Source organism: Streptomyces sp. NPDC002156 (genome assembly GCF_053593675.1).
In genome coordinates this window covers 132,532-157,613 of record NZ_JBSFDA010000003.1, presented here as the reverse complement: position 1 = coordinate 157,613, position 25,082 = coordinate 132,532, and the positions used below count along the sequence as shown (strand labels likewise).

Annotated in this window: 24 protein-coding genes; 9 read left to right on the top strand and 15 right to left on the bottom strand. The window is 67.9% G+C overall.

The genetic code is table 11. The annotated features are described in order from the left end of the window. Nucleotides 1-26 precede the first annotated feature (26 nt). The 3 genes from ACWCRB_RS03000 to ACWCRB_RS02990 all read right to left on the bottom strand — a co-directional run bounded on the left by ACWCRB_RS03000 (nt 27) and on the right by ACWCRB_RS02990 (nt 2,530). Complete coding sequence (locus ACWCRB_RS03000; protein WP_450994338.1) at nt 27-1,001, bottom strand: LLM class F420-dependent oxidoreductase; 975 nt, start codon at nt 999-1,001, stop codon at nt 27-29. 56 nt (nt 1,002-1,057) lie between these two features. Then, a complete protein-coding gene (locus tag ACWCRB_RS02995) occupies nt 1,058-1,465 on the bottom strand; it encodes a hypothetical protein (RefSeq protein ID WP_450994321.1) in 408 nt (135 codons plus the stop codon). A 63-nt stretch (nt 1,466-1,528) separates the two neighbouring features. After that, entirely contained in the window at nt 1,529-2,530 is a 1,002-nt protein-coding gene (locus ACWCRB_RS02990; RefSeq protein WP_450994320.1) for an iron-containing redox enzyme family protein, read from the bottom strand. Nucleotides 2,531-2,624: 94 nt separating this feature from the next. On the opposite strand from ACWCRB_RS02990, the gene ACWCRB_RS02985 reads away from it, so the two are divergent. After that, nucleotides 2,625-3,113 (top strand): flavin reductase family protein, encoded by a 489-nt coding sequence (locus ACWCRB_RS02985; protein ID WP_450994319.1) that lies wholly within the window; start codon nt 2,625-2,627, stop codon nt 3,111-3,113. Nucleotides 3,114-3,240: 127 nt separating this feature from the next. Here the strand turns inward: ACWCRB_RS02985 and ACWCRB_RS02980 are convergent, their stop codons facing one another. Beyond that, complete coding sequence (locus ACWCRB_RS02980) at nt 3,241-3,609, bottom strand: PRC-barrel domain-containing protein (RefSeq protein ID WP_450994318.1); 369 nt, start codon at nt 3,607-3,609, stop codon at nt 3,241-3,243. A gap of 302 nt (nt 3,610-3,911) precedes the next feature. Here ACWCRB_RS02980 and ACWCRB_RS02975 point away from each other — a divergent pair, with 302 nt between their 5' ends. The 3 genes from ACWCRB_RS02975 to ACWCRB_RS02965 all read left to right on the top strand — a co-directional run bounded on the left by ACWCRB_RS02975 (nt 3,912) and on the right by ACWCRB_RS02965 (nt 5,740). Beyond that, on the top strand, nt 3,912-4,574 hold the full coding sequence (locus ACWCRB_RS02975) for a GAF and ANTAR domain-containing protein (RefSeq protein ID WP_450994337.1): 663 nt from the start codon (nt 3,912-3,914) through the stop codon (nt 4,572-4,574). A gap of 259 nt (nt 4,575-4,833) precedes the next feature. Next, complete coding sequence (locus ACWCRB_RS02970; RefSeq protein WP_450994317.1) at nt 4,834-5,511, top strand: HemK2/MTQ2 family protein methyltransferase; 678 nt, start codon at nt 4,834-4,836, stop codon at nt 5,509-5,511. Further along, a complete protein-coding gene (locus ACWCRB_RS02965; RefSeq protein ID WP_450994316.1) occupies nt 5,495-5,740 on the top strand; it encodes a CDGSH iron-sulfur domain-containing protein in 246 nt (81 codons plus the stop codon). The genes ACWCRB_RS02970 and ACWCRB_RS02965 overlap by 17 nt, the downstream gene beginning before the upstream one ends. A 678-nt stretch (nt 5,741-6,418) precedes the next feature. On the opposite strand, the gene ACWCRB_RS02960 is transcribed toward ACWCRB_RS02965, so the two are convergent. Then, entirely contained in the window at nt 6,419-6,979 is a 561-nt protein-coding gene (locus tag ACWCRB_RS02960; RefSeq protein WP_450994315.1) for an SRPBCC family protein, read from the bottom strand. Between the two features lie 273 nt (nt 6,980-7,252). On the opposite strand from ACWCRB_RS02960, the gene ACWCRB_RS02955 reads away from it, so the two are divergent. Next, nucleotides 7,253-8,167 (top strand): peptidoglycan-binding protein, encoded by a 915-nt coding sequence (locus ACWCRB_RS02955; RefSeq protein ID WP_450994314.1) that lies wholly within the window; start codon nt 7,253-7,255, stop codon nt 8,165-8,167. A gap of 53 nt (nt 8,168-8,220) precedes the next feature. Here the strand turns inward: ACWCRB_RS02955 and ACWCRB_RS02950 are convergent, their stop codons facing one another. From ACWCRB_RS02950 to ACWCRB_RS02940, 3 genes are read right to left on the bottom strand one after another with little or no spacing between them, the layout of a single operon-like run. Beyond that, nucleotides 8,221-10,095 (bottom strand): carbohydrate-binding domain-containing protein, encoded by a 1,875-nt coding sequence (locus tag ACWCRB_RS02950; protein ID WP_450994313.1) that lies wholly within the window; start codon nt 10,093-10,095, stop codon nt 8,221-8,223. Further along, nucleotides 10,092-10,916 carry a polyphosphate polymerase domain-containing protein gene (locus ACWCRB_RS02945; RefSeq protein ID WP_450994312.1) on the bottom strand — a complete coding sequence of 275 codons (825 nt, stop codon included), beginning with the start codon at nt 10,914-10,916 and terminating at the stop codon, nt 10,092-10,094. Before ACWCRB_RS02945 ends, ACWCRB_RS02950 begins: the two co-directional genes overlap by 4 nt. Continuing rightward, on the bottom strand, nt 10,913-11,515 hold the full coding sequence (locus ACWCRB_RS02940) for a DUF4956 domain-containing protein (RefSeq protein ID WP_450994311.1): 603 nt from the start codon (nt 11,513-11,515) through the stop codon (nt 10,913-10,915). The genes ACWCRB_RS02945 and ACWCRB_RS02940 overlap by 4 nt, the downstream gene beginning before the upstream one ends. A 226-nt stretch (nt 11,516-11,741) precedes the next feature. On the opposite strand from ACWCRB_RS02940, the gene ACWCRB_RS02935 reads away from it, so the two are divergent. Further along, nucleotides 11,742-13,070 (top strand): nucleotide disphospho-sugar-binding domain-containing protein, encoded by a 1,329-nt coding sequence (locus tag ACWCRB_RS02935; RefSeq protein ID WP_450994310.1) that lies wholly within the window; start codon nt 11,742-11,744, stop codon nt 13,068-13,070. Nucleotides 13,071-13,109: 39 nt separating this feature from the next. Here the strand turns inward: ACWCRB_RS02935 and ACWCRB_RS02930 are convergent, their stop codons facing one another. The 7 genes from ACWCRB_RS02930 to ACWCRB_RS02900 form a co-directional block, all read right to left on the bottom strand. Continuing rightward, nucleotides 13,110-13,964, bottom strand: a complete 855-nt coding sequence (locus ACWCRB_RS02930) for a hypothetical protein (RefSeq protein WP_450994309.1) — start codon at nt 13,962-13,964, stop codon at nt 13,110-13,112. 28 nt (nt 13,965-13,992) lie between these two features. After that, entirely contained in the window at nt 13,993-15,816 is a 1,824-nt protein-coding gene (locus ACWCRB_RS02925) for a GMC family oxidoreductase (protein WP_450994308.1), read from the bottom strand. Continuing rightward, nucleotides 15,813-16,211: a hypothetical protein gene (locus ACWCRB_RS02920; RefSeq protein WP_450994307.1), complete on the bottom strand. Its 399-nt coding sequence runs from the start codon at nt 16,209-16,211 to the stop codon at nt 15,813-15,815. Before ACWCRB_RS02920 ends, ACWCRB_RS02925 begins: the two co-directional genes overlap by 4 nt. A gap of 728 nt (nt 16,212-16,939) precedes the next feature. Continuing rightward, nucleotides 16,940-17,212: a hypothetical protein gene (locus ACWCRB_RS02915; protein ID WP_450994306.1), complete on the bottom strand. Its 273-nt coding sequence runs from the start codon at nt 17,210-17,212 to the stop codon at nt 16,940-16,942. Nucleotides 17,213-17,550: 338 nt separating this feature from the next. Next, nucleotides 17,551-20,238: an NB-ARC domain-containing protein gene (locus ACWCRB_RS02910; protein ID WP_450994305.1), complete on the bottom strand. Its 2,688-nt coding sequence runs from the start codon at nt 20,236-20,238 to the stop codon at nt 17,551-17,553. Nucleotides 20,239-20,696: 458 nt separating this feature from the next. After that, nucleotides 20,697-21,521: a class I SAM-dependent methyltransferase gene (locus ACWCRB_RS02905; protein ID WP_450994304.1), complete on the bottom strand. Its 825-nt coding sequence runs from the start codon at nt 21,519-21,521 to the stop codon at nt 20,697-20,699. Continuing rightward, the gene (locus tag ACWCRB_RS02900) at nt 21,518-22,855 is read right to left on the bottom strand and encodes a helix-turn-helix domain-containing protein (RefSeq protein WP_450994303.1); all 1,338 of its coding nucleotides are present in this window, start codon (nt 22,853-22,855) and stop codon (nt 21,518-21,520) included. Before ACWCRB_RS02900 ends, ACWCRB_RS02905 begins: the two co-directional genes overlap by 4 nt. Nucleotides 22,856-22,958: 103 nt before the next feature. On the opposite strand from ACWCRB_RS02900, the gene ACWCRB_RS02895 reads away from it, so the two are divergent. From ACWCRB_RS02895 to ACWCRB_RS02885, 3 genes are all read left to right on the top strand, one after another. Then, on the top strand, nt 22,959-23,423 hold the full coding sequence (locus tag ACWCRB_RS02895) for an ATP-binding protein (protein WP_450994302.1): 465 nt from the start codon (nt 22,959-22,961) through the stop codon (nt 23,421-23,423). Between the two features lie 154 nt (nt 23,424-23,577). Beyond that, nucleotides 23,578-24,693 carry a hypothetical protein gene (locus ACWCRB_RS02890; protein ID WP_450994301.1) on the top strand — a complete coding sequence of 372 codons (1,116 nt, stop codon included), beginning with the start codon at nt 23,578-23,580 and terminating at the stop codon, nt 24,691-24,693. Further along, on the top strand, nt 24,690-25,046 hold the full coding sequence (locus ACWCRB_RS02885; RefSeq protein ID WP_450994300.1) for an ASCH domain-containing protein: 357 nt from the start codon (nt 24,690-24,692) through the stop codon (nt 25,044-25,046). The genes ACWCRB_RS02890 and ACWCRB_RS02885 overlap by 4 nt, the downstream gene beginning before the upstream one ends. Nucleotides 25,047-25,082 lie beyond the last annotated feature (36 nt).

The window sequence follows — 25,082 nt, the reverse complement described above, 5'->3', positions numbered from 1 at the left end:
GAGCCCGATCCCGGTCCCGATCCCGGTCAGGGTGTGGGCAGTTCGCGCAGGGCGGGCAGCAGCTTCCGCTCGGCCCATTCCAGGTACGGCTCCTGGTGGTCGCCGCCGATCTGGACGAGCGCGACCTCGGTGAACCCCGCGTCGACGTACGGGCGTACGGCCTCCACGACCGCCTCCACGTCGTCGCCGCAGGGAATCGACCCGGCCACGTCCTCGGGCCGTACGAACTGGGTGGCGCCCGCGAACGAGGCGGGCCCGGGCAGTTCGGAGTTGACCGGCCAGCCGCCGCCGAACCAGCGGAACTGGTCGTGGGCGCGGGCGATCGCGGCGTCGCGGTCGGTGTCGTAACTGATCGGCAGCTGGCCGACCTTGGGCTTGCCCGCGCCGCCGTGCCGGTCGAACGCGGCGACCAGTTCCGGCCTGGGCTCGGTGGCGATCAGCAAGTCGGCGGCGTGACCGGCGAGTTCGCACGAGCGGTCACCGGAGACGGCGACACCGATCGGCGGAGCGGTGTCCGGCAGATCCCACAACTTGGCGTTCTCGACGTCGAAGTGGACGCCGTGGTGGTTGACGTTCTCCCCCGCGAGGAGCGAGCGGATGATCTCCACGGCCTCCTCCAGCCGCTCAAGGCGGACGTGTGCGGCGGGCCAACCTCCGCCCACCACATGCTCGTTGAGGTTCTCCCCGGACCCGAGTCCCAGGCGGAAGCGGCCCTGGGAGAGGAGTTGCAGGGTGGCGGCCTTCTGGGCGACGACCGCCGGGTGGTAGCGAGTCGTCGGGCAGGTCACGTACGTCATCAGGGGAATGCGTTCGGTGGCCTGCGCGGCGGCCCCGAGCACGCTCCAGGCGTACGGGGCATGTCCCTGGGACTCCAGCCAGGGGAAGTAGTGGTCGGACGTGACGGAGAAGTCGAAGCCGGCGCGCTCGGCGCCGACCACATGCCCGACCAGCTCCCGCGGTCCGGCCTGCTCGGTCATCATCGTGTACCCGATCTTCACCATGCCGCTCTGCTCCTTGTTCTTGTGCGCCGTGTTCTTGTGTGCCGTCCTCGTACGCTTCACCGCTTCGTCCCGAGTCGCAGGTCGACCTCCTTCTCCTGGTCTCCCGACGCCGTGCCCCGCTCCTGTACGGCGAACGCGGCGCTCAGGGCCTCGCGGAGCTGGTCCACGGCGACGTAGCCGCCCTGCAGCGTGGCGGTGACCTGGCCCGCCAGCGGGAGCGGGCCGGTCGGGATCCACTCCTGCGTCGGCTCGAACTGCGCGGTCCACACGGCGGGTTGGTCGCCCGGCTGCTCCTGGGGCACGTCGCCGGAGGGCCGGTCGGTGGGGAACGCCGTCCGCAGGACGCCGAACACGGTGGCGGCGTCCTCCTTGGACGCCCCGGTGAGGGACACGGTGACCACGGGATCACTCTCCTTGGGCAGTTGGCAGTTGTTCACCGAGGGACGGACTCGGTCGTCTCCCACGCGTACACATCTGGGGCCCGGACAAACACCGCGCGGCCGGATCGGCGCCGTGCGGGGTTCCCGTCATGAGGCTTCGTGGACGGGTACGCGCAGCGACGACTCCCCGGTCCGCCACGCACCGAGGAGTCGCTCGGCCAGGCGGTCCTCGAGGTACGTGGTGGCGTCCGCCCCGAAGGCGACGTCGGCGTCCAGGTGGGGTTCCTCCTCCAGGAGACCCGCGACGACTTCGTGGCGGACGACCTGTTCGTGCACGGCGTCGGCCTCGACGTGCTCGTCGTAGAAGTGCTCGGCGGCCGGTCCGGCGCCGGTGCGCCGCATGGCCTCGGCGAGGCGCCGTGACCCCGGGGACGAGGTGATCTCGACGGCGGCGAAATGTCCCACCAGGGCGCCTCGCAGGGCGCGGTGCAGGCCGAAGAGAGACATCACGTTCACGGTGGCGAGGGCTTGGGCGCCCGTCGCGTCGAGATAGTGCCCGTACGAGGTGTCCAGGCCGAGGCCGGCCATGAGGTCGGCGAACAGGCGGGCGTGCACGCGATCCGCGCGGCCTCCGCCGAACTCGTCGAACTCCACGGCCGCCATTCCCGCCTTCGCCCTCCCCCACAGCCGGGGCAACACCCAGGCATGCGGGTCGGCCTCCTTGAGGTGGTAGAGCGACCGCTGGGCGGCGTACTCGCGCACCTGCCACAGTTCGCCCTCACGCTGCAGGAAGTGGCTGACGCCGCTGCCGTCGACGGGCTCGACGAGCAGTTCGGCCAAAGCCTCGTCGGCGTGTTCGCGCGCGGGCACCGCGTCGCGCAGGGCCCCGAGAAAAAGCCGTTCGGCAACGGCTCGGATTCTGAGCAGGTCGGGGTCCCATTCACGGTCGGCATCGACGTCCGCGAATCCCCGGTAATGCAGCTCGTAGCACAGATAAAGGGCCAGCTGCAGATCGTCTCCGAAAGGGGCGGCGTCGAAAACCGTCTTTTCGTCCGGGAGCGGCCCCCTGTCCCGTACGTATTCGCCGACCGCCGCCGAGACAGGGCCGCGGGCGGACGGCAGGGGCGGCTCTTTCGGTGGGAGGCGCATGCGCACCGAGTACCCACGATCAGACCTCTCACCTGCGCTGTCACGGAGGGCCGGGCGCTGACATGAGCAGGCTCTTTCAGGGAACCCGGCGGGCGTGACCGATATCGATCCGTTCACCGACCTGATCGACTGTCCCTTGTATGTCGTGACCGTGGAGGCCGGCGGTGAGCGGGCGGGCTGCCTCGTCGGCTTCGCCTCCCAGTGTTCGATTCGGCCGGCCCGGTTCATGGTCTGGCTGTCCAAGGCCAACCGGACGTACCGGGTGGCCGTGCGCGCCGAGCGGCTCACGGTGCATGGGCTCCGCCGCGACCAGGACCGGCTTGCCCGGCTCTTCGGCGGCGAGACCGGCGACCGCACCGACAAGTTCACCGGCGTCGCATGGCATCCGGGACCGGCCGGATCGCCGGTCCTCGACGAGGCCCCCGTCTGGTTCGTCGGCCGCGTGGAGAGCCGGATCGACGGCGGTGACCACGTCGGTTTCCTCCTGGCTCCGGAGGCGGCGGAGAACGTCGTGGGCGGCCGGACCACTCTGCTGTCACTCAAGGACGCGCACGGCATCACCCCAGGTCATCCGGTGGACTGACCGCCACCGCCACCGCCACCCCGCCACCCCGCTTCCCCGCTTCGGACACGACCAGGACGCCAGGCACGCGAGAGCCCCGGGACTCCTGACGAGTCCCGGGGCCGCGATGCTCGGAGCAGGCTCCGGGTCAGGCGTGCGGGCCGCCGAACGGGGTGCCCGTGCCGTAGTGGGTGCCCAGCTCGTCGTGGTACCCCTGGTTGCCGAGATGCTTTTCGCGGTCGAACTCCGGAGCGTCCTTGATCTCCTGCTTGGTGAGACCGACGAAGATCTTCCGCTCGTTCGGGTCGATGCCCACGACCGTGCTCGCCGGGAGCAGGACCTCCTTGCCGAAGATCCACACACCGGTGTCCACCACCAGGTACGCGGCATCGGCGTCGTCGGAGTGCTTGTCGACCTTGCCGATGCTGCCGTCCGTGGCCTCGACCTTGAATCCGATGAGGTCGACACCCGCCTGATGGCCCGCGGTCGCACCGTAGTTCCACATATTCCCGGTCACGCGAAAACAACTCCTCCGGTAAACAGAGGACAGCGGGAATTCCCGCCGCTCCTCCTTTTTCCGTACGTCCTTTTTCCGTGCATCCTTTTTCCGTACGTCGTGCACGGCGGTTTTCGTGACCGCCTTTTTTGCGAGTGCCCTACGTCCGGGGTTCCACACACGGGAAATGGCGGCGGGGCGGTGAGCCGAGTCACCGACGCGGTTGTGCACGTCGCGTGAAAAGCTGGGTAGGAGACGTGTCCAGGTGGCGCGGAACGCGGGAGGACGCAGTGGACGTGGACTGGGGCCGGTTCGCGCAGCAGATGGCGTCGATGGCACGGGACCTCCTGGCACAGGAATCGGTGGAGGCCACGCTCGAGCGGATCACCGCGTCGGCCACCGAGCTGGTGGACGGATGCGACGCGGCCGGCATTCTCGTGCTGCGCGACGCGAAGGTGGAGACCCTCGCTCCCACGCACCGGCTGGTCGTGGACAGTGACCTGCTGCAACAGCGGCTGAGCGAAGGGCCGTGCTTCGACGCCGCCCGTACTTCGCAGGGGGAGCGGGTCTTCCGCATCTCCGACCTCACCGGCGAGCACCAGCGCTGGCCCGCCTACGCCCCGCAGGCCCGCGCGCTCGGCGTGGGCAGCATGATGGGCTTCCTGCTGTTCACCGAGGACGAGAACCTGGGCGCTCTCAACCTCTACTCCCGCGTACCCGGCGCGTTCACCGAGACCAGTGAGCTGGTCGGATGGCTGCTGGCCTCGCACGCCGCGGTCGCCTTCTCCAGCGCCCGCACCCACGCCCAGCTGGAACAGGCCGTCGCCACCCGCCACGTCATCGGCGAGGCCATGGGCATTCTCATGGGCCGCGACCACGTCACCGAGAAGGAGGCGTTCGACATGCTGCGCCACTCCTCACAGGTGAACAACGTCAAGCTCCGCGAGGTCGCCCACCGGGTGTGCGAAGAGGGCGGCCTCCCGTGACCCCGGCCGGCCCGCCACCACCCGGGCGCCGGTGACCCTTCTCTCGTTACGCCTGCGGCCAGGGGGTACTCGGGAGGTGCCGCCACGGCTCGTGTCCGTGCAGCGGGCCACCCGTCCCCCGACACCGGAGCGAACGTGCGAGCACTCGTCGTCGACCGCACACCCAGGAAATCCCCGAGCCCTCCCACCCAGGCGCCGGCCGCCGTGGTGGTCGTGTCGCCGTCGCGGGTACGTGGCTCACATGGCTGAGGACGACACCATGACGACCGAAGCCCTCACCGCCGCCCCCGGCCTCCGCTGCTGGGTCCCCCCGGGCGTGTACGCCCCGCAGACCGACACCCGGCTGCTCCGGCGGGCGATGGGCCGCGAGCGCATCACGGCGGAGACGGACGTACTGGATCTGGCCACCGGAAGCGGGATGCTCGCGGTGGAGGCGGCCCGGCTCGGCGGCCGGGTCACGGCCGTCGACATCTCCTGGCGGGCGCTGGCCACCACCCGGCTGAACGCCCTGCTGAACGGGCAGACCCTGCGGGTGCGCCGCGGCGACCTGGCGACAGCCGTACCCGGCCGCCGCTTCGACCTGGTGCTCACCAACCCGCCCTACGTACCCGCTCCGGGCACCACGCCGGCCCGGGGCCCCGCCAGGGCCTGGGACGCCGGACGGGACGGCCGCCTGCTGATCGACCGTATCTGCGACACCGCGCCGGCGGTCCTGCGGCCGACGGGGGCGCTCCTGATCGTGCACTCCCACCTGTGCGGCATCGACGCGACACTGACCCGCCTGGAGCGGGCCGGGCTCCGCGCGAAGGTCGTCGACCGGACCGAGCTGCCCTTCGGCCGGGTGCTGCGTTCACGGCTCGCCTGGCTGCGTGAGCAGGGCCTGACGGCCGACGGGACGACGGAGGAGCTGGTGGTGATCCGTGCCGAACACACCTGAACACCCCCGCCGTGTCCGCGTCCGCGTGCAGCGTGACGGGCCCCTGCTCATCGAGGGGCCGGTCGAAGTGGTGGACGAGGACGGCGAGTCGACGGTCTCGGACCGCTTCACGGTGGCGGTCTGCACCTGCCGCCGCAGCCGCGCCTTCCCCTGGTGCGACACCAGCCACCGCCGCCGCACACCGCCCGACCCGGGCGAGGACAAGGAAGGCAAGGCGGCCTCCCAGTAACTTCCGCGGCTCCCCGGCGGAACTCGTCGCTCACCCCGCCCTCGCCGCTGCCCTTCGGGGGCGGCGGCCCCGGCTGCAACCAGGGGCGGCAGGGCGACATCGGAGCGGCCCCGACGGGCGCTCCCACCGGAGCCGCCAAGCCCTCCGGCGAGCGTTGCCATGGGCGAACCGCCCGCTTCGACTCGCCCCGCGCACCGGCGTCGACGCCCGGCAGACCGAACGGCGGACGGCGGACGGCGGACGGCGGACGGCGTCGGCCACGGCACCCACGGCGTCCGCGCGCGGGTGTGCGGGACCGTTTGCGGGGCTTCTTGCACGACAACGGGCTCGGGCTGTTCTTCCTGGTCACGTCCGTCCTGGCCCTGGCCCTGGTCGGGGAGGCGGTCGCCGGGTCCGACGAGGAACAGCTGGTCGGCGAATACTCCAGGGCGGACTCGCCCAGGTGGGCCAGAGCCGGCGGCCGGCGGCGCGCGGTGCACTCGCACTCCCTGCCGCTCAGTCCGAGTTGCTCGCCGTCGCCTCGATGGCGGTGCTGTCGGTCTGCCTCCGCCAGCGGGGTTCCACCGAGTCCACACCGGTGGCGCCGCGCACGACGCCACCGGCGTGGAGGGGTAGGCCTGCCTCGGACACAGCCGTCCAGATGTCGGCTGTCAGGGGTCAGGGGTCAAGGGTCAGGTGTCAGAGGATCGGACCCGGGCCGCCGGGGGTACCAGGGGCACCGGGCATACCGCCGGGGCTGCCGGAGGGGCCGGGCGTACCAGGCGTACCGGGGTCGCCGGGCTCTCCGGGCCGGATGCGGCCTCGCCAGGCGCCCGTCTCGCCGCCGCGCTCCTCGATGTAGTCCTTGAAGCGGCGCATGTCCCCCTTGACCCGGCGGTCGATGATGCCGAGCGCGTCCGCGCCCTTCTCGGCCATGCCGCTGGGCTCGACGTCCATGGTCAGCTCGACACGGGTATGCGTATCGTCCAGGCGTTCGAATCGGACCGAGCCGCGCTGCTCTGTGTCACCACCGACGGACCGCCAGGTGATCCGGTCGTCCGGCAGCTGGTCGACGATCTCGGTGTCGAACTCGCGCCGCACCCCGCCGATCTTGGTGGTCCAGTGGTTGTGCCGGTCGTCGAGCTGCCGCACCTCCTCGACGCCCTCCATGAACCGCGGGAACTCCTCGAACTGTGTCCACTGGTTGTAGGCGGTGTGGACGGGAACCTCCACGTCCACCGCTTCCTTGACCGTGCTCATGGTTTCCTCCTCATTCACGCCATTCGCGGTTTTTCTTCCGTACGACGCCGGGTACCCACCTGGGCGGATTGAAGACATCCGGAACGGGCGCGGCCGGCCGCGGCCGGGGTCGTAGTCCGGCCGGGGTCGTAGTCCGGCCGGGGTCGTAGTCCGGCCTCTAACCCCGGTTGTAGACACCAATGTTGGGATCACACGGTGAGTCGATGTCCCGCGGAGTCCGTTCTTCAAGAATGATCGGGCCGATCAAGGAGACAACCGACTCAGGAGTCTGTGATGAGCACCAAGACGGGACCCCAGCGCTTCCCCGGCGCGAGCCGTGCGAACTGGTACCAGGACGACTTCGGCGGCGACCCGATGCAGGTCGACGTCGTCGTCCTGCACACCACTGAGGGTCCCACCCTGCCCGGGTACGACGGCGGCTCCTCCGCGCCGAACCTGACCGCGGTCCCCGACCTGGCCGCCAAGAAGCTGAAGTGGTACCAGCACTTCGACATAGAGACGTCCTCCAGAGCGCTGGTCAACCTGCGCGGCGGCGTCGAGACGAACACCCTGAACGTGTGCCAGGTCGAGCTGGTCGGCACCTGCGACCCGAAGACCCACGCGAAGTGGCAGAAGTCCGGTACGGCGCACATCTACTGGCCCGACGCGCCCGACTGGGCCCTCCAGGGCGTCGCCCGCTTCCTGGCGTGGATGCACGAGGAGCACGGCGTACCGCTGTCCGGCCCCAAGTCGTGGCCCGCGTACCCCGGTTCGTACGGCGCGGGCGGCCAGCGGCTGACCGCCGCGCAGTGGAACGCCTTCAAGGGCGTCTGCGGGCACATGCACGTGCCCGAGAACGTCCATGGCGACCCCGGCGCGATCGACTTCGCCAGGATCGTCAAGTACGCCAAGGCCGAACTGGACCTGGACGACGACACCCCGGCGACGAGCACCCCGGCCAAGCCGGCGGTCCCCGCGTTCCCGGGACGCAAGTACTTCGTGGCCGGGGCCTCGAACGCGTACGTCCTCCAGCTCGGCAAGCAGCTGGTCAAGCGCGGCTTCGGCGACCACTACAAGGTCGGCCCGAGCAAGTCCTGGGGCGAGTCGGACCGGCTGAACGTACGGGACTTCCAGAAGTCCCAGAAGCAGCTGCGCGGCGACGCCGACGGCACGCCCGGGCCGCTCACCTGGCGTCTGCTGTTCTCCTGACGGTTCTCCCGGCGGGCGCCCTTCGGGCGGTGTGTGCGGAACGGCCGTCAGCGTCAGGGGCGGCCGCCCCCGCCTCCACCCCCTCCGCCGAAGCCTCCGCCACCCTCCGGGGCCTCCCCCGCCGTGACCGTGGCGATCTTCTCGGCGGAACCCAGCTCACCCGACTCGGCCAGACCGCCGGTGCCCGTGCCCGAGGCACTGCCACCGGCGTGGACCGTGTACTCCTCGCCGCTCTTGATGCCCGCTCCGGAGTACACGATGTTCTGGGCGGCCTTCGAAGTGACGTACGACGCCACGACCTTGCCGTCGGAGTCGACGATGTGCACGGTCGTGCCCGCCTCTACGGCCGAGTCGAGCGTCGCCGAGAGCCAGCCCTGCTCGGACTCGCTGTCCGGGGCGACGACCATGCCCGCGCTGCCGGCGGCGAGCAGTGTGCCGCCGCTCACGGTGAAGCTGCCATTGACGTCGAGCGCGCCGTTGCCGTTGCGCTCGGGCCCGTTGACGACGACCGTTCCGCCGGTGATCTCGGCGGTGCCGTTGGAGTCGAAGCCGTCGCCCTCGGAGTCGATGACCAGGCTGCCGCCGGTCACCTTGACGATGAAGTCACCGACGCCCTCGCCGCCGCCGCCACCGGGACCGCCGCCCCCGAAGCCACCTTGATCGCCCTCTTCGCTCGAAGTGGCCTCGCTGCCCGACGCGTTGACGCCGTCGTCACTCGACGTGACGTCGGTCGAACCGCCGCTGACGAGGATGTCCTTGCCCTCCAGGCCCTCGTTCGCCCGCGTGACCTTCACGGTGCCCGCGCTGATGACGAGATCGCCCTCCGCGTGCACTCCGTCGTCACCGGCGGCGAGGGTGGTGCCGGCGCCGCCGAGGTGGACGGCGCCATCGCCGTGCAGGGCGTCGGCGGAGGACGTGACGTCGACGGTGCCGCCCTCCAGGACCGTGATCACGCCCGACTTCAGCCCGTGCGCCGAGGAGTCGTCGGAGGCCTCGCTGGTGACGGTGACCTTCCCGCCGGTGGTGACGAGGTCGGTGGCCGCGTCGACGCCGTCGCCCGCGCTGGTCACCTTGACGGTCCCGCCGCCGACGGCGATGTAACCCCGGTCGGCGTCCTCGGTGTTGTCGGCCTTGAGCCCGTCGCCCTTGGCGGTGACGGTGACCGTGCCGCCGTTCACCACCACGTAGTCCTTGCCGCGGATACCGTCGTCGGCGGCGTCGACGGTGAGGGTGCCGCCCTGGATCACCAGACCGTCGGTGCTGGTGATCCCGTCGTTGCCGTTGCCCTTGACGGTGAGCGAGCCGCTGCCGCCGATGGTCAGGTCGGCGGCACTGTGCAGGGCGGCGTTGGCCTCGGCGTCCTCAGCGTACGTATCCGTGTCGCTCAGCGTGTTGGCGCTGCCGTCGGCGAGGACGACCACGACCTCGTCGGCGTCGGTGACGTCGATCGCGGCGCCCTTGGAGTTGGCGATCTTCGCGTTGTCGAGGATCAGCGTGACCTTGGCCTCGGGGGCGGTGACCACGACCTGCCCGTCGTCGAGACTCCCGCTGAGCCGGTAGGTGCCCTCGGCGGTGATGGTGACGGTGGCCCCGTCGACCTTCACGCCGGCCCCGTCGGAGGAGGCGGAGTCACCCTTCAACTCGACGCCCACGACCCCGGCCCCGTCGACATCCACATCCGTGTCGTCCGACTCCGCGTGGACGTCCTGGTTGTCGGCGAGCACGGCGGCGGCCTTCTGGGACCCGTCGACGGCAGCGGCGGCAGACGAACCGGATCCCGACCCCGAACTGGCCTCGGAGGAACCGGAGTTGTCACCGGACGCCGACGAGCACCCGACGAGCGCGGCGCCGACGAGTCCCACCGAGGCAAGAAGACCCGCCAGTTTGTACGCGCTCCTGGTGTACGCGCTCCTGTTGTAGGCGCTCATGCTGCGCTCCCGTGAAGTGCGGTCGGATCGGTCGGATCGGTCGGAAAGTTGGGAAAGTGACGCCGCAGAACGGGCAGCCACCGATGTGCGGGCAGTCCGGGCCGCAGCGCGGCAAGCCCGGTGCCGTACTTGGAGAGCGGAACGGGCCGGTGCTTCAGCGACCACAGCAGCCGGTCCGCCTCCGACCCGGCCCGCCCCGACTTGGTCTCGACGATGGCCCGTTCCGGCGTACGCAGCCCGGTCCCGTCGGGAAGCGTCCAGGTCAGCCCGGTGTCGACGGTCACCCTGCTGTCGCTCGCGGGCAGGAACAGCGTCGTACGCCGGTACGAGGTGACCAGCGTGGGCACGAACCGGAACCCGCCGGAGTCGATCCCGGCCCCGGCGAGCACGTCTTCGGCGTACGCCCGCGCCTCCGGGGACAGACGCCACAGATCACCGTCGTACGGGATGCGCTCCTTGACGGTCGTACCGCGCGGGCCGCTCGTCTTGACCTCGAAGTAGTGGTCGCCGGAGTCGAGATACGTACGGACGCGCAGCTTGTACCGGCGTCGGCGGCGGCGCGCGGTCCGCAGATAGCCGTCCAGCTCCGGGGTGTCGAAGTAGACCGACCGATACCCGAAGTCCCGCGCCCCACCCATCTCCAGAACTTGTGCGTCCACACCCACCCCACTGATAAACAGCGGGAGTTCACGGATCGGGAGCATGTACTTCCGGTCCAGACGGGTCAACAGCGAGGCCCGCTCGACGAGTTCGTCGAGGCCGATCGGACGCAGGGCGCCGACCATCGGGCCGAGGTCGAGGGAGGAGGCGGGTGCGGTCACGCCCCGACTCCCTGCCGTGCGGGGGAGGTTCCGGCCTCCCGGGGTGCCTGCGATCCCCCGGTGACGAGGTAACGGACATCAACCTGGGTCGTGTCGTTGACAAGGTCGACACCCTTGACCGACATGTTCACCACGCGCCCGCCGAGCAGCACCTCCAGATGCGCCCGCAGGGCCTCGTCGTCGGTGTACGCGGAGTCGAGCCGCAGGCTGAGCTGGCGGTGCCGGCCGAAGAGCCGGGGGTGGTCGCCGACGTACATCGTGAGGACGATCAGCCCCATCAGGGCGACCGTCAACACGTTCAGGCTCGTAGGAAGCCCGGCGAGCAGACCGAGAGCGAGAGCGGAGAAGTAATAGGCGATCTCGTGCTGGGCGATCTCGTACGACCGCAGCCGAATGATCGACAGAACCCCGAACAGCCCCATCCCCAGCCCGATCCCCACCGAAGCGGAGCTGAGGGTCATCGCAACCGAAAGAACCCCGACGTTCACACCGAGGAAGGCGGCGATCAGGTCCCGGCGATGGTGGCGCGGGAAGTAGACCCCGAAGGTGAGGGCGGCGATGGCGACGAGATCGACGGCGACGAACAGCGACTGGTTCACGACGCGCTCCCCGACCCAGTCTTTACGGTGACTTGGCTCATTGTTTAACCATGGTCAACCTGCCTGTGAATCAACTGGGCCGTTTCTTAAGGAACTTTGAGAATCACGACGTGGGCAGGGCGGGCTGGGCGGGCAACGCACGACGCACTGCTTCTGCACACAAGATCCCTACGCTCCCGTGGAACCGACCGACCCGACCGTCCACCGAGCGAGCAGGGAGCCGACCATGACACTCGTCATCGCCACCGCAACGCCCTTCCACGGCCATGTCCAGCCCGTCCTCACCGTCGCCGCCGACCTGGTGCGGCGGGGGCACGAGGTCGTCGTACTGACGGGGAGCCGTTTCGCCGAGCAGGTGCGGGCCGTGGGAGCCCTCCATGTGTCGCTGCCGTCCGCCGCGGACTTCGACGACCGGAAACTGGAGCTGTACTTCCCCGAGCGCGCAGCGGTCCCGGTGGGCCCGGCGCAGATCGACTACGACATGAAGTACATCTTCGGCGACCCGACCGCGGCCCAGTACGGCGCGTTGAAGAACCTCCTGGACCGCCGCTTCCCGGCGTCGGTGGTCATCAGCGACCCCTTGTTCCTGGGCACGTCGGCACTGGCCCTCTCGGCACCCCCCGGCCACCGCCCGGTCACGATCAGCCTCGGCCTCACGATGCCGACCCTGCTCAGCGACGACGCCCCGCCCGTCGGACTCGGTATGCAGCCGCTGACGGGGGAGGACGCGAGGGAACGGCACAGGGAGATGAACGAGCAGGTCAAACAGATGATGGCCGGCACCCAGCAGCACATCGAGGAAAACTTCGGCGAGAGCGGCGTCCAACTCCCCGGGTTCTTCCTCGACTGCCTGATCACCGTGCCGGACCACTACCTCCAACTGACCGTCCCGGGCTTCGAGTACCCGCGCGGCAACGCCCCGTCGTCCTTCCGCTTCGTAGGACCTCTGACCTCCACACCCCGCACCGCGGAGGAACGCCCGGAGGAACTGCCGGAGTGGTGGGCCGACGTACGGAACGCGGGGCGGCCGGTCGTAGTGGTCACCCAGGGCACGCTCGCCAACCGCGACCTCGGCCGTCTGATCCGCCCCACCCTGGAGGCTCTGGCCGACGAGGACGTCCTCGTCGTGGCCGCGACCGGCCGCCCCGACGGCCCCGCCGAGCTCGAGTCCGCGGGCCCCGTCCCACCCAACGCCCGCCTGGCCGGCTACGTCCCCTTCGACCTCCTCCTCCCCCACGCCTCCGCCCTGGTCACCAACGGCGGCTACGGCGGCGTCCACCAGGCCCTCCAGCACGGCGTCCCCCTCGTCGTGGGCGGCGACGGCGAGGACAAGCCGGAGATCGCGGCGCGGGTGGAGTGGAGCGGGGTCGGCATCGACCTGCGGAGCGGGGACCCTTCGGCGGCGGATGTGCGGAAGGCGGTGCTTACGGTGCTGGGGGAGACGGGGTATTTGAGGCGGGCGGGGGAGTTGCGGGCGGAGTTCGGGGGGCGGGACGCGTTGGGGGCTGTTGCGAAGGTGGTGGAGTCGGCGGGGGCGGCAGCATCGGTGTCGTGACTCGCCGGGCTCCCGGGTGCGGCGCCCGAAAGGAGTCCGTCAGCCCTGGGGGCTCAGGTAGTAGGGCCGGTTGTGGGCGGCCACCGGGGGTGACTGGTAGGTCCAGGCGCCGACGGCGCTGGTGTCACCGAGCAGTTGGTGGATGTCGCGGCCGAGGTCGCTGTCGTGGGCATGAACGGTCAGGCGTACGCGGTCGGCGTGGTGCGGGGCGCTCAGGTCGAACCAGCGGTAGGGCTGGTAGACGTTCATGGGTCCCGCGAGGGCCCGGCCGTCGGTGTCGGTGCCGTAGCCGGTGATGGGGGTGTTGTTGGTGGGAGCGGGCGTCAGGCCGTCCAACTCGGCACTGAGGGAGACCAGTTGTGTTTCCTCACGCACCAGGGTGTCGTCCGGCGCCACCTCGGCCGCCTTGCAGTGCACGGTCCAGGTCTCGCCCGCCGGACCGTTCAGGGACGGCAGGTCGACCTCGAACCAGCCCGGGAACTTCGGCTCGGCGTACAGCTCGCGTCCGGCCGTGATGGCGTACGGGTTGTCGCACACGACGTGGATGCGGGCGATGCCGAGGAGTTTCGTCTGGTCCCAGCCCTGCGCGTACTGCGCGTAGGTCAGCTCGGGGACGCGGTCCGTCTGGGCGGTGGGGAAGGCGATGACGTTGTACTCGATCTCCTGGGTGACGCCCCCGCCGAACGCGTACTGCGCGAAGTAGAGCTGGTAGTTGAGCGAGACCAGGGCCCGGCCGTCGAAAGTGGCGGCGGTCAGGGCGGGGTGATGCTTGGCGAGCAGGTCCCGGACCGGTTCCGCCTCGGTGAGCCAGTCGATGCCTATGTTGTGCAACGCACCGTAGTGGAAGGGGAGTCGGAAGGGCTCGGCGACGGGCGGCAGGGGCAGCGGGCTCATGCGGGCACTCCTGGGGTACGTGGGGTACTCATGCGGGAACGTCTGGGGTGAGAGCGGCGGGGCGGTCCCGGTCGGCGAGGTCGGCCTCGATGCGCTGGGCGCTGCGCAGGGCGAGGGCGGCCATGGTCAGGGTCGGGTTGGAGGTGGCGACGGAGGGCATGCTGCCGCAGCCCACGGCGTACAGGCCGGGGTGGTCCCAGCACCGCTGCCATGAGTCGACCACCGAGGTGCCCGGGGAGCCGCCCATGATGTGAGTGCCGGCGGCGTGGCCGGCGCCGCGGTAGCCGTAGAGGCGGCCCTTGTGCTCGAAGCGGCCGGGCCACGCCGCCGCGGGCTCGTAGTCGGTGTGGTCCTCGGCGCCGAGCAGGGCGAAGATCTGGTCGGACGCGCGCTTGGCGGCGGCCATGCCCTCCTTGACGTGGTCCGACAGGTCGTAGGTGACCTGGGGGCGGGGCAGACCGAGCTGGTCGCGTGCGTGCGGGTGGAGGGTGACGCGGTTGGCGGGGTCCGCGCCCTGCTCCATCTCGAACTGCAGGGCGAACTGGCGGCGCACCCGGTCCCCGACGGCGCGCCGCAGCTCGGCTCCGAACAGGCCCTTGTCGTGGAGGAGTTGGGCTACATCGCCGTCCACCGAGCCCTTGGCCCACACCCACCCCCAGTTGCCGACCTCGATGCGGAAGGGCGCCCGCGCGCGCCGTTCGGGTCCGGCGCGGAACCCCTCGAAGCCCGAGGTGGACCCGGGCCCGCGGTAGGGGTCGACCGCTTCCGGCATGAGGCCCCAGGTGAGCAGCACCGGGTGGTCCATCAGGTTGCGGCCGACCTGGCCGCTGCGGGTGGCGAGCCGGGACAGGAGGAGCAGTCGGGCGTTCTCGATGGCGTGCGCGGCGAGCACGACGACGTCGGCGTGCACCCGGGTGGCCCGGCCGTCGTACGAGAGGTACTCCACGCCTGTGGCGCGCCCGTTCCCGTCGACGAGCACGCGGCTGACCACGGCCCGGTCCACGAGCGTGACCGAACTCCCCCATTGTCCTTGCGTCTTGAGCGGGGTGTACTTCGCGTACGAGGGGCAGTGCGGGATGCACGTCGCGTTGCCCACGCACCGGCTGTCTGGATCGGGCCGCCCCTGGGCACCGCGCGGAACATAGCCGCGCCCACCGTCATAGCCCGGGTCCGGCACGCTGTTGCGGGCCTGCGGGGTGCCGACCAACCGCAGTTCGACCTCGCCCAGGGTCACCGGGTCCTTGACGCGCCGTCCGTCGAGGCTCTCCGCGAGGAGGCGGTCCAGGTGGCTGGCGGGCAGGGCCCGCATGGGGAAGGTGTAGCCCTCGGGGAAACCGAGCCCGGCGTGCGCGCGCTGCTCGTCGGTATCGGCGGCTACCCCCAACTCCCCTTCCGCCGCCCGGTAATGGGGCTCCAGGTCGTCATAGGTGAGCGGCCAGCGGCGCCCGTACCCGAAGGCTTCGGTGTCGAAGTCCTCCGGCAGCATGCGCGGGGCGAGTCCGGTCCAGACGTTGCCGGTGCCGCCGTTGGCCCTGACGTAGCCGCTGGCGTACGGGAGCGGGCCGTCCTGCAGCAGATGGCCGACCGCCCGGAATCCCGGGTCACCGTCCGTGCCGGTCAGGTCGGTGACCTCGGGCCAGTCGGCGGCGGGGTTCGGCCGGTGAGCGGATCCCGGCACCTTCGCGGATGCCGTGGCGTACCGGTCGAGGGCCTCACGGTGGCCTCGCTCGGGGTCGGTGGCGCGCTCCCCGGCCTCCAGGACCAGGACGCGACGACCCCGGAGGCTCAGTTCCTTCGCCACGAGCGAGCCCGCGATCCCGGCGCCCACGACGATCACGTCGTAGTCGCTCACCGGGAGCCCGCCCGGGACGGGGAGGATGACGGGGAGGCGGCCCAACTTCCGTAGCCGCCGGGTGCCGTGCCAGGAGCGGCGAGCCCTGCCGCCTTCCAGACCAGCCCCTCGGCGTAGGCGCGCGCCGACACCACGAAGGGTGCCGATTCCGGCCAACTGCCCGTGTACCACAGGTGGGTGAGGGCGCGGGCGGCACCGAGCAGGTCGTCGTCCAGCTCGCCGAGCGGGTCTCCGCCCGCCTCCAGGAGCCGCCCTAATCGGTCCTGGCCCAGTCGCTCGGCGGCCACTGCCAGGTATGTCTCGGCGAGTCCCGTGCCCCGCAGCGTCGCCGCGTCGAATCCGGTCAACTCCTGCGACAGCGCCGTGAAGTCGGCGGTCTCGTCTGTTGTCTGCACGAGGGCATCGGTGCCCCTGTGGCTCGTCGCCCATGCTGTGCCGCCCTCGTATGGCCGGAAACGTACGGGGGTGTGAGCGCTGACGCCTGGCGCGCGGCTCGGACTAGTGGATCGCCAGGTTGGACGATCAGGGCAGGACATCGAAGCGGACCGCACGGCCGGACCCAGCCCGCCCAGGTCGCGGGCGTTGACACGCTCCGGCCACGTGGCCGAGTCGAGAGCAACGGCCGACCACGCGCTTCTGCCTGGCCTGGAAGGCGGGTGTCGCAGGTTCCAATCCTGCCGGGGCATAGAGAAACACCTGGTCAGAGGCCCTTCCGTTCGGCGAACGGGAGGGCCTCTGGGGTGGCAGCGCACATACGGCACCGACGCCGCGGGGCCACCTACAGTTGCTGCTCCCACGGATTGACCACCAGAGCCCCGGTTCGGGCCATGTGCTTGATATTGCGTGTGGCCACCGTCCAGCCGTTGGCCAGGGCGGTGGCGGCGATCAGGGCGTCCGGTGGGTCGATGCTGGTGCCGGCGGCCTTGAGCGTCTTGTGGATGGTGAGGTAGGCGGCCGCTTTACGGGGTCCGGGGTCGCGGCAACGCCGGCCTCGATCTCGGCGACGGTGATCACGCTCAGGAAGCGGTTGGGGCGGGCCGTGGACCGGAACCAGGCCAGGACGCGCGGATCGGGCTTCGCCGGGTCGTGAGTTCGGCGACGACATTGGTGTCGAACAGGTAGATCACTCGGCGTCCGTCTGCGCATCGTAGGAGCGGGCGCCGATCTCCAGACCCTCGAAGGGCCGGGAGAGCAGGAACTCCTCGAAGCCGTCGTTGCTCAGCGCCACCCAGCGGTGCAGCATCTCGGGCAGAGCCTCGATCTCCGTGTCGGCGAGCTCCGCGTCGAAGTGCCGACGCTGGTCCTCAGGCAGAGACTCCCGAATGTCACGGATGGTCCGCAGCGGATGCGACGACGGGCGCGGCGGATGAGGCACACCGCTCGGGGCTGTGGTCATCGGCATCCCTTCCGCGTGCATCGGGCTGCGTACTGCTACTGGTCCTAGGCTACGGGTTTCCGCCTGCCCGCTCACCACCTTGGGACGAGAGCGGGGCATCTGTCAGCCTCGCCGCCGAGCGACAGCGGCAGTTCTTACGGGCGCGCCTGGTCGTCCCGGTCAACAGGCACCGCCCCCACCGCAAGACCGGCAAGGCCGAGACGAAGACCGTCTACGCGGTCACCAGCCTGCCGCCGAGCAGGCCGACCCGGCACAATTCGCCGAACTCATTCAGGGACACTGGCCCGTTGAAGTCCTGCACCACATCCGAGACGTCACCTACGCAGTCACGTGAGGCGTCACTCTACGCCGACCGCAACAATATGTACCCAATTGGCCCGGTCGCGCCCGTCCGCGTCAGTGCTGGGAATGAAGCGAACGACCCGTCCAGTAAGATCGCCCGGACATTCCTCTTCACGGTTTTCCACGGATGACTCATGAAAGAAGACATTATTAAGAAATCGAGGATGGGCGATAAATCCATAGTGACCGACCCAGGTTTTCACCACCCCTTCAGTAACTTCCTTCCGCTGAGGATCGGGTATATCCAATTCTTGATAATCACCCGGCCGAGCATAATCTAGAATCTTGTCACATATATCTTGAATTTCAAGGTTGTTGGATGTGCGCCTAAGCTTAGCCACGTCGCCCGGAAAATGCCGCCAACCCCGGCACGCTTCAAAAGTGAAAAGTTGAGTACTGACCCGCCGAGCCATGCGTAGCGTCTGCTCATCCTTTACGGAACCGTCGATACCAGGTGAAGTAATACAACGAATATATTGCGAGAAACTCTCCAGGACTCCATCGAAAAGGCGCAGATCGGAGACTCCTCCACGGACCTCTTGTTCTCCAATAGAGAAGCCAGCTTGCGCCTTATCGGCAGCTTCCAGCCCTCGATGCTCGCGATCTAGGAGATATTCAGACCAGCGACGCCACGAGTCTACTAGAGCTGTGAGAGTGATTAGCTTGATCTTCCCGCCGGCACGCTCCAAGGCCCATTCAAGAAGAGTTTGCCCCTCGCTAAACTCGTACATCCAGATTAGATAGGACCCTAGCGTTTGCGCCGTCTCGGCACTATTAAAATACTTGTGCGAAATGCGAGCATATTCGGTCGCCTTCTGTACCTCATGAGCTTTTCTAGCCAGGTGGCCGGCAAAGAAGTAGGACACCACGGCCTCGGCGAGACTGTCGTCACTAGATCTGGCCTTCCGGAAAGCAGCTAGATACGCGGAAGTCGCGCCTTCAATATTTCCTTGGGCCGAAAGAATGAAACCTTGAACACGGTCCACCTCCCAAAAATCAGGACTCATCGACCGTGCTTTCTCGACCAGGTCGAGACTCTGGCCAAATGCTCCGTCCTTTGACTCTGAGAGTGCCTTCCTCAGAAGGTGCGCAACCGGCTCGTCATTGTTGGTTCGGGTGCGAACTACGTTAGGCGCCAGTTTCCGCGCCTTCTCATCGTTTCGCCGCCGCTCGGCCGAACGCCTAAAATCTTGCTCTCTCTCAAGAATTGCGTTGACTGCAATTGCGTTCGGCGCATTTACTCGCCGCAGGTAAGATTTTGCAGCCTCCGTGAGGTTCACCTTTGAGACAAGTGATCCGTCTGGATCATTCTCAAGGCGAACCAAAGACCCATTCAAAAGTTCATGCACAGATCTACGCAGCGCGTCCACTGAGACATCGCCGAGAATAGCCAACTCGTCAAATGTGGCATCCCTTTCAAGAGCGTAAAGAATCAGAAGGACTTCCTGAGTCGCAGGTGTCACGCTGTCGTACACTGACCTCACACAGAAGTCCAAGAGTTCCTCTTGGTTCTCAAGTGCAAGATTCGGCTGCTCGCCTGCCTCAATTGAAAGTATGTACCATCTTATAGCCAAAGGGCTATACCTGAGCCTCTTGACGACTTCCCTCACAGTGCCAGGCTCAAGACGCACAAGTCGAGCAATCTCTCTGGATCGCGCAAATTGCCGGAACAGGCTTGAAGCGTCCTTTTCTTTCAGAGGACCCATCAGAATGCGGCGCTCAAACTGGCCGACGCCAACTCGACTTGTAAAGAGATAGTTCACACTTTCCGGAAGTCTCTCATAAAGTGCGATAACCTCCTCTCCATCAACCGTCTCAAGGTTGTCTATGATAAGAAGCGTTTCAATTCCTTCCAAAGCTTCAGCAAGCTCGTTGATTCCGCCGCGAAAGTCAGTGTCAAATGCTTGCCCGAGCTTCCTTGCAGCCCCCGTGACATCCCGTATGGAGTTAACTATTCCAACCACGCCTGAGGCAGTGAGCCGCTCGGTCTTAAGAGATACCCACAGAATACACTCGTATGGCGAATCAACATTATCAACAAGCATGTAAGCTACCTCAAGAGCGGTAGCTGTCTTACCAATTCCCCCTTCTCCAGTGATCGTTAGCATTGACTCACGGCGCTTGAGAAGATGAGAAACGATTTTCTTGCAGTCCTCGGTTCGGCCAATTAGCCCAGTTTCATCGTACTCCGGCAAGGGAAGATTGTGCAGTATTCTGTCGGAGCGGCGCCCCTGATCCTCAAAAGCAGGTTCCCAAGTTGGGTCTGCATCCAGATGGTCTAGTGCGCCTCTGAGCGTGTTCCAGTAACGCGTCCTAAAGTTTCTGCAGACACTAACCGCCGTCTCTGGGTCACCTGCTTGCAGTGGTCGACCATGCATTACTCGATTCCTGATAGGAACGAGCGAGTCCATTAACGGCGTGTTCTCTCGCATCTCTCGGCCGAGATCAGACGGAAGTGCGTCGCGATGCCTATTGAGCACATCATAGGCTTCACGCATGTCCAAATATTGGACAACACTGACAGATTCGCCGACCCCGTCAGCTTCCCGCTTCAAATTAGACTTCTCATAGTTGGGACCAAGGGCCGACTCTTCGTCCAAGTGATCGAGTACATAGCGGACCAGCAAGTTCCGCATATCCGCTTCGATCGAATCAATCAGGACGTAGAGCCGGGAACGCGTCATACGAGTATGCGGAATCACTTGGTCCCCCAAAGGTCCTACCGTCTGCCACCTGTCTGATACTGCCAGTAGCCATGCTTTGTGTCACTGAAACGCGCAGATACTGGCAGCCGGCGGTGCGGGATCCCGCACCAGAGGCGTGCCCCAGAAGCAACTGCTCTACCAGGAGTAGTCGGCTACCCCGCCGCGCCTCGGCCGTTTCCAGATCGACACCCTGAAATGCCCATAAATATCCGCAATATCCCAAACTGCATCTTCATAAAGGCGGCATGTAGGGCGTTTCCTTCTCGGATCAACCGGCCCCGTCCGCTGCCGGACGAAACAAGCCGATAGCGTGTAGAAGGCCTGTGAGGACGGTGTCCCGCCGAGGACACCATCCCGATCGCAAGGCGGACCGTTGCCTCGGACGGCAACCGAAAACCCAGCTCGTGGACAAGCGTCACCGACGAGGGAGCCCGCACTCAGCGGCGGCAGACGAGGATGCCGCCCAGGCACGTGACCTCGAAGGCCCCGTGTAGAGCAATGTGATCGACAAGGATCGCGTGGGCCCGCTCGATCGTCACCTCGAAAGGCACGTCGTGCTGGTCCGCCCACGCCCGGTAGGAGGCCATGTGCGCGATCACCGGCTCGGGATCGCGGACCGTGATGGTGCCGGGCAGTTCGATCGTCTCGACCCGACCGAACGCCTCCCGCAGGTAGCTCGGGGCCTTCTCCAGGGAGAAGCGGGCGCTGAGCGAGATGCGGGCCGGGCCGCGTCCGATGCCGAGAACGTCGCCTGCAGCGCGCTGCCAGAGGTCGTCGAGTTCGGCCTTGTCCCGGTCGCTGTTGGTGGAGGCGATCATCAGCCCGTCACGGGCGACGACCCGGGACAGTTCCCGTACCGACTGGGCGATGTCGGGGACGTGGTAGAGCATGTGCAGCGCCAAGGCGACGTCGACGCTCTGCGCGGCCAGCGGCAGGCGGAGGGCGTCGGCCACAGCGACCGGGCCGGGGACACCGGCGAGGATGCCAGGGGCGATGTCGAGGCCGAGCAGGGACAGGTCGGGCCGGTCCTCGCGGAGCCGCTGGATGAACTTGCCGTTGCCGCAGCCGATATCGACCACGCTCCCACGTACACGCACGTCGCTCAGCTTCTCGACGACGATGCCCGGCAGGTCGTAACGGGGCGTCTGCCACTGGTAGAGAGATTGGCGCGCGGCCAGGTCCCGGTCGCTGCTGTAGGCGCTTCCGGCGAGGCGGCCTCGGTCGGTGACGGCAGCATCGTGTGCGGCGGACAGTTCGGTCACGTCGGCAGCTCCCGGGAGTGGGCGGCGGGTAAGGCCGCACGGACGGCCGTGTGCTGAAGTCGTGCGCGCAGGTGTGCGGCCTGGGCGGCTCCACCGTACTGCGGCCCGCCCAGCTCCCGGCCCAGAGCGGTGAGCCGCCGCACGATACTGGCCGACATGCGTTCCGGCGGGGAGTCCAGGACGAAGGCGAGCATCGTCTCGGTACCGTCCAGGTTGCCCAAGAGCATGTGGCCTCGGGCGATATCAACGTGGGCGGCGAACAGATCCCCGACGGACCGGTCCTCGTCCTCAGCGCTCCGGTAGAGCCGGATCGCGGTGTCCGCGCTGGCGATGGCCTGCCGGACGTGCTCTCGCCCACCCACAGCCAGACAGGTCGTCCCGGCGTACGCGAACTGCTTGGCGGCCGGGAAGGCGAAGACGCCCGGCATCTCGTCGTGGGCCGACATCGCCTCACGTAGGCGCTCCGCGTCCACCATGGCCATCACGGCGCCGGCCCGGTCACCGGCGATGGCCAGTGCCCGCGCCTCCAGGCTCGCCAGCCGGGCTCCGATGCTGCCGCGAGCCCGGTGGTGACGGCCGACTTGCGCCAGCCGCGCTGCCTGCTCATATCGCCCGGTCCAGTAGGCGATCAGCGACTCGACGGCCCGCACCCAGGCCAGCATCTCTTCATGCCCTGCCACCTCGGCGCATGCCCGGGCAGTACGGGTGTGAGTGGCCGCAGAGTCGTAGTCGCCCAGGTCCAGGCAGACGTGTGCGGACAGCCCGCACAGACGTGAGGCCGCGACGTACAGGTCGGCGGTCTGCCGTGGGTGCTGACGCCCCCGCAGTAGCTCGAACACCCCGTCCCGCAGCCGCTTGATCTCGACGTACAGCTCCAGCAGCGGATGGCTGACATAGGCACGGGCAAGCCGGGCGACATCGGCCTCCAGCTGCTCGACGACGAACTCGTCGGCGTTGCGCAGCGCGATGAACCGGGCGAAGTCGGCCGACGCCACCGCGTCCTCCGACACGACGCCCACCGCGGAGCGTGGACGAACCGAGGATCGCGCGGACAACTCCAGCGAGACCCCATTCATGCCGTCCCCGACGCGCTGGCTCTTGCTGAACGCGACGGCCTGGTCGAGCACTGCGGCTTCCACGCCGAATAGCTGCGCCAAGTACCTCCGGGTGTACGGAACCGGTATACGCGCTTCACGCTCGTAACGCCCGATCTCCTTACCGGTCTTGGCGGCACGCCCCTCCAACAGGTTGTACTCGTCGGCCACTCTCTGCTGGGTCCAGCCACGCGCAGTGCGCAGCCGGACGAGGAGCGCACCGATCCCCGTGTCGCCCATCTCTCTCCCCGGAGCACGCGAACTCAGGCCCCCATAGTGGCCCCCTGTATGGCCCCCTTGCTGGCTCCCGACCCGAACGAGCGACAGAGGTTGGCTGTTGACCATGCCCAGCAACCTGCCCGCCGAGCCGGACACGCTCACTCCTGACCAGACCCTCGACGGCGCTGTCGAGCACGAAACAATGCTCTTCGACCGGCGACGGATCACACCAGGCGCAGCCCGCGCCTTCGTCACCGACGCCCTTACTCAGTGGGGACAGACCGAACGACTCGACGACATTCGGCTGTGCACTTCCGAACTCACCACCAACGCCGTCCTGCACGGAGCCCCTGCGGGTGGGCGGATCCTTGTACGAGTCGAACTGCACGCCACCGTCTTGCGCATCGAGGTACACGACAGCGGCAGCGGCACACCCGCCAAGCGGGAGGCACGGAGCACCGCCGAGGATGGCCGTGGCCTGCTGCTCGTATCCGCTGTCGCCGACCACTGGGGCGTGTCGCGACGCCAAGGCCCCGGCAAGTGCGTCTGGGCAGCCTTCTTCCACCACAGCGTGGTGCCCGCATGCTGACGCCGACAAGCGCCGAGTCCTTCACGCCATCAGCAGGGACGATCGCCTCCTTGGCCACCACTACATGGCCAGATATCGGCCACGCCCCCGACAGCGCCTCCTCCTCAGCCGCACCCGAGCCAAGCGAACCCGACCCAGCTCAGGGGGACATCCGATGACAACCCACCTCGTCTCGCCGAACACAGTGCTGGCAAACGCCCTCCACCATGCCGAGGACGTCCTGACGCCGCGCATCCAGGCCACCCCACCTGAGCGCATCGTGCTCGTCGTCGGCACCCAGATCAACGGCGCCCCACACATCGGCACCTCGCTCGTACAGTCCATGGCCTTCGCCATGGCCGCCCGTCTGCGCGACCGCTTCGGCATCCCGGCCGAAGTCCTCTTCAGTGCCCTCGACAACGCTCCGTACGAGCTGACCACTGATCCCAAGACCGGCCACCGTTACCAGCGCGCCTACGCCCAAGCCCTGGGTGCTCAGGCCCTGACCGGCCTGGTCGACACCCTGTACCAGCCCCTGTTCACAGCCCTCTCTTTGCACGTGGGCATCCCGCACCGGATCGAGACCTACAGCCAGCAACAGGCTGGTGCTCGCTTCCGCCGCACCTGGCTCCGACTCCAACCACGCCTCGACGCCGCCCGCTGGTGGCTCGCCCCCTCCACCGGCACACCGCACCTGCGCATCCCGTGCCCGCAGCCCAACTGCGGTTGGGCCGAGAAACACGCCGAACGTACCCGGGTCCAACTCATCGACCGCGAGGCCGCACGAGTGGAGGCAGTCTGCCTCGATCACGGCTCCTACCAGGTGACCATCACCCCCACCGGAGATACCTACCTGGACCTGGCCACCCTGTACCGCAACATGGTCAAGGAACTCTCCCTGGCCAATCCTCGCGGCACGCTGCACGTCATGGTCAAGGGCGGCGACTGGGTCTTCGGCTCCCACCTGGTCGACGAAGCCCTCCAGGCCGTCGGACTCACCCACGGACAGCTCCCGTCCCGTCTGTTCTGTCCGCAAGTCGTGACCGACACCGGCGCGAAGCTCTCCAAGTCCCTGATTCGTGAAGGGCGTCTCCCCTTACCGGCGGGTGCGGCGGACTGGATGCTCGACACCCGGCTATGGCCTGGCACCGTCACCGAGTACGCCGAGCAACTGCTGGCCATGACCGATACCTTGCTGTCCGATCCCCGCCACTTCTTCCGCTCGTACTCGGCCTCCGAAATCGGCCGCATGATGACCGCACCCGACTCCAGGAGCATTCCCGCCCCATGACCGACATCCCGGTCCGAGTCCGCGAACTCAACCTCTACCGCCAGTACTTCGACCTCGTCGCCGCAGGCACCAAGACCATCGAGGTACGCGTGAAATACCCGCACCTCGCCGACCTCGCCGCAGGCGACACCATCCGCTTCTGCATCAAAGGCACCGACGAGACCTGCGATGTCAAGGTCGAACGGGTCACCGAGTACCCCGACTTCGAAGCCCTGCTCGACGGCGAGGGACCGGCCAACGTCAACCCGACCGCCACCCGCGAACAGCAGCTCACCAACATCCGCGCCATCTACCCACCGGAGAAGGAAGCGCTCGGCGCCCTCGCCATCGAGATCGCACGCACCACTCACTGAAGCGCATCGACAGTCCAAAGGGCATTAGACAATCAA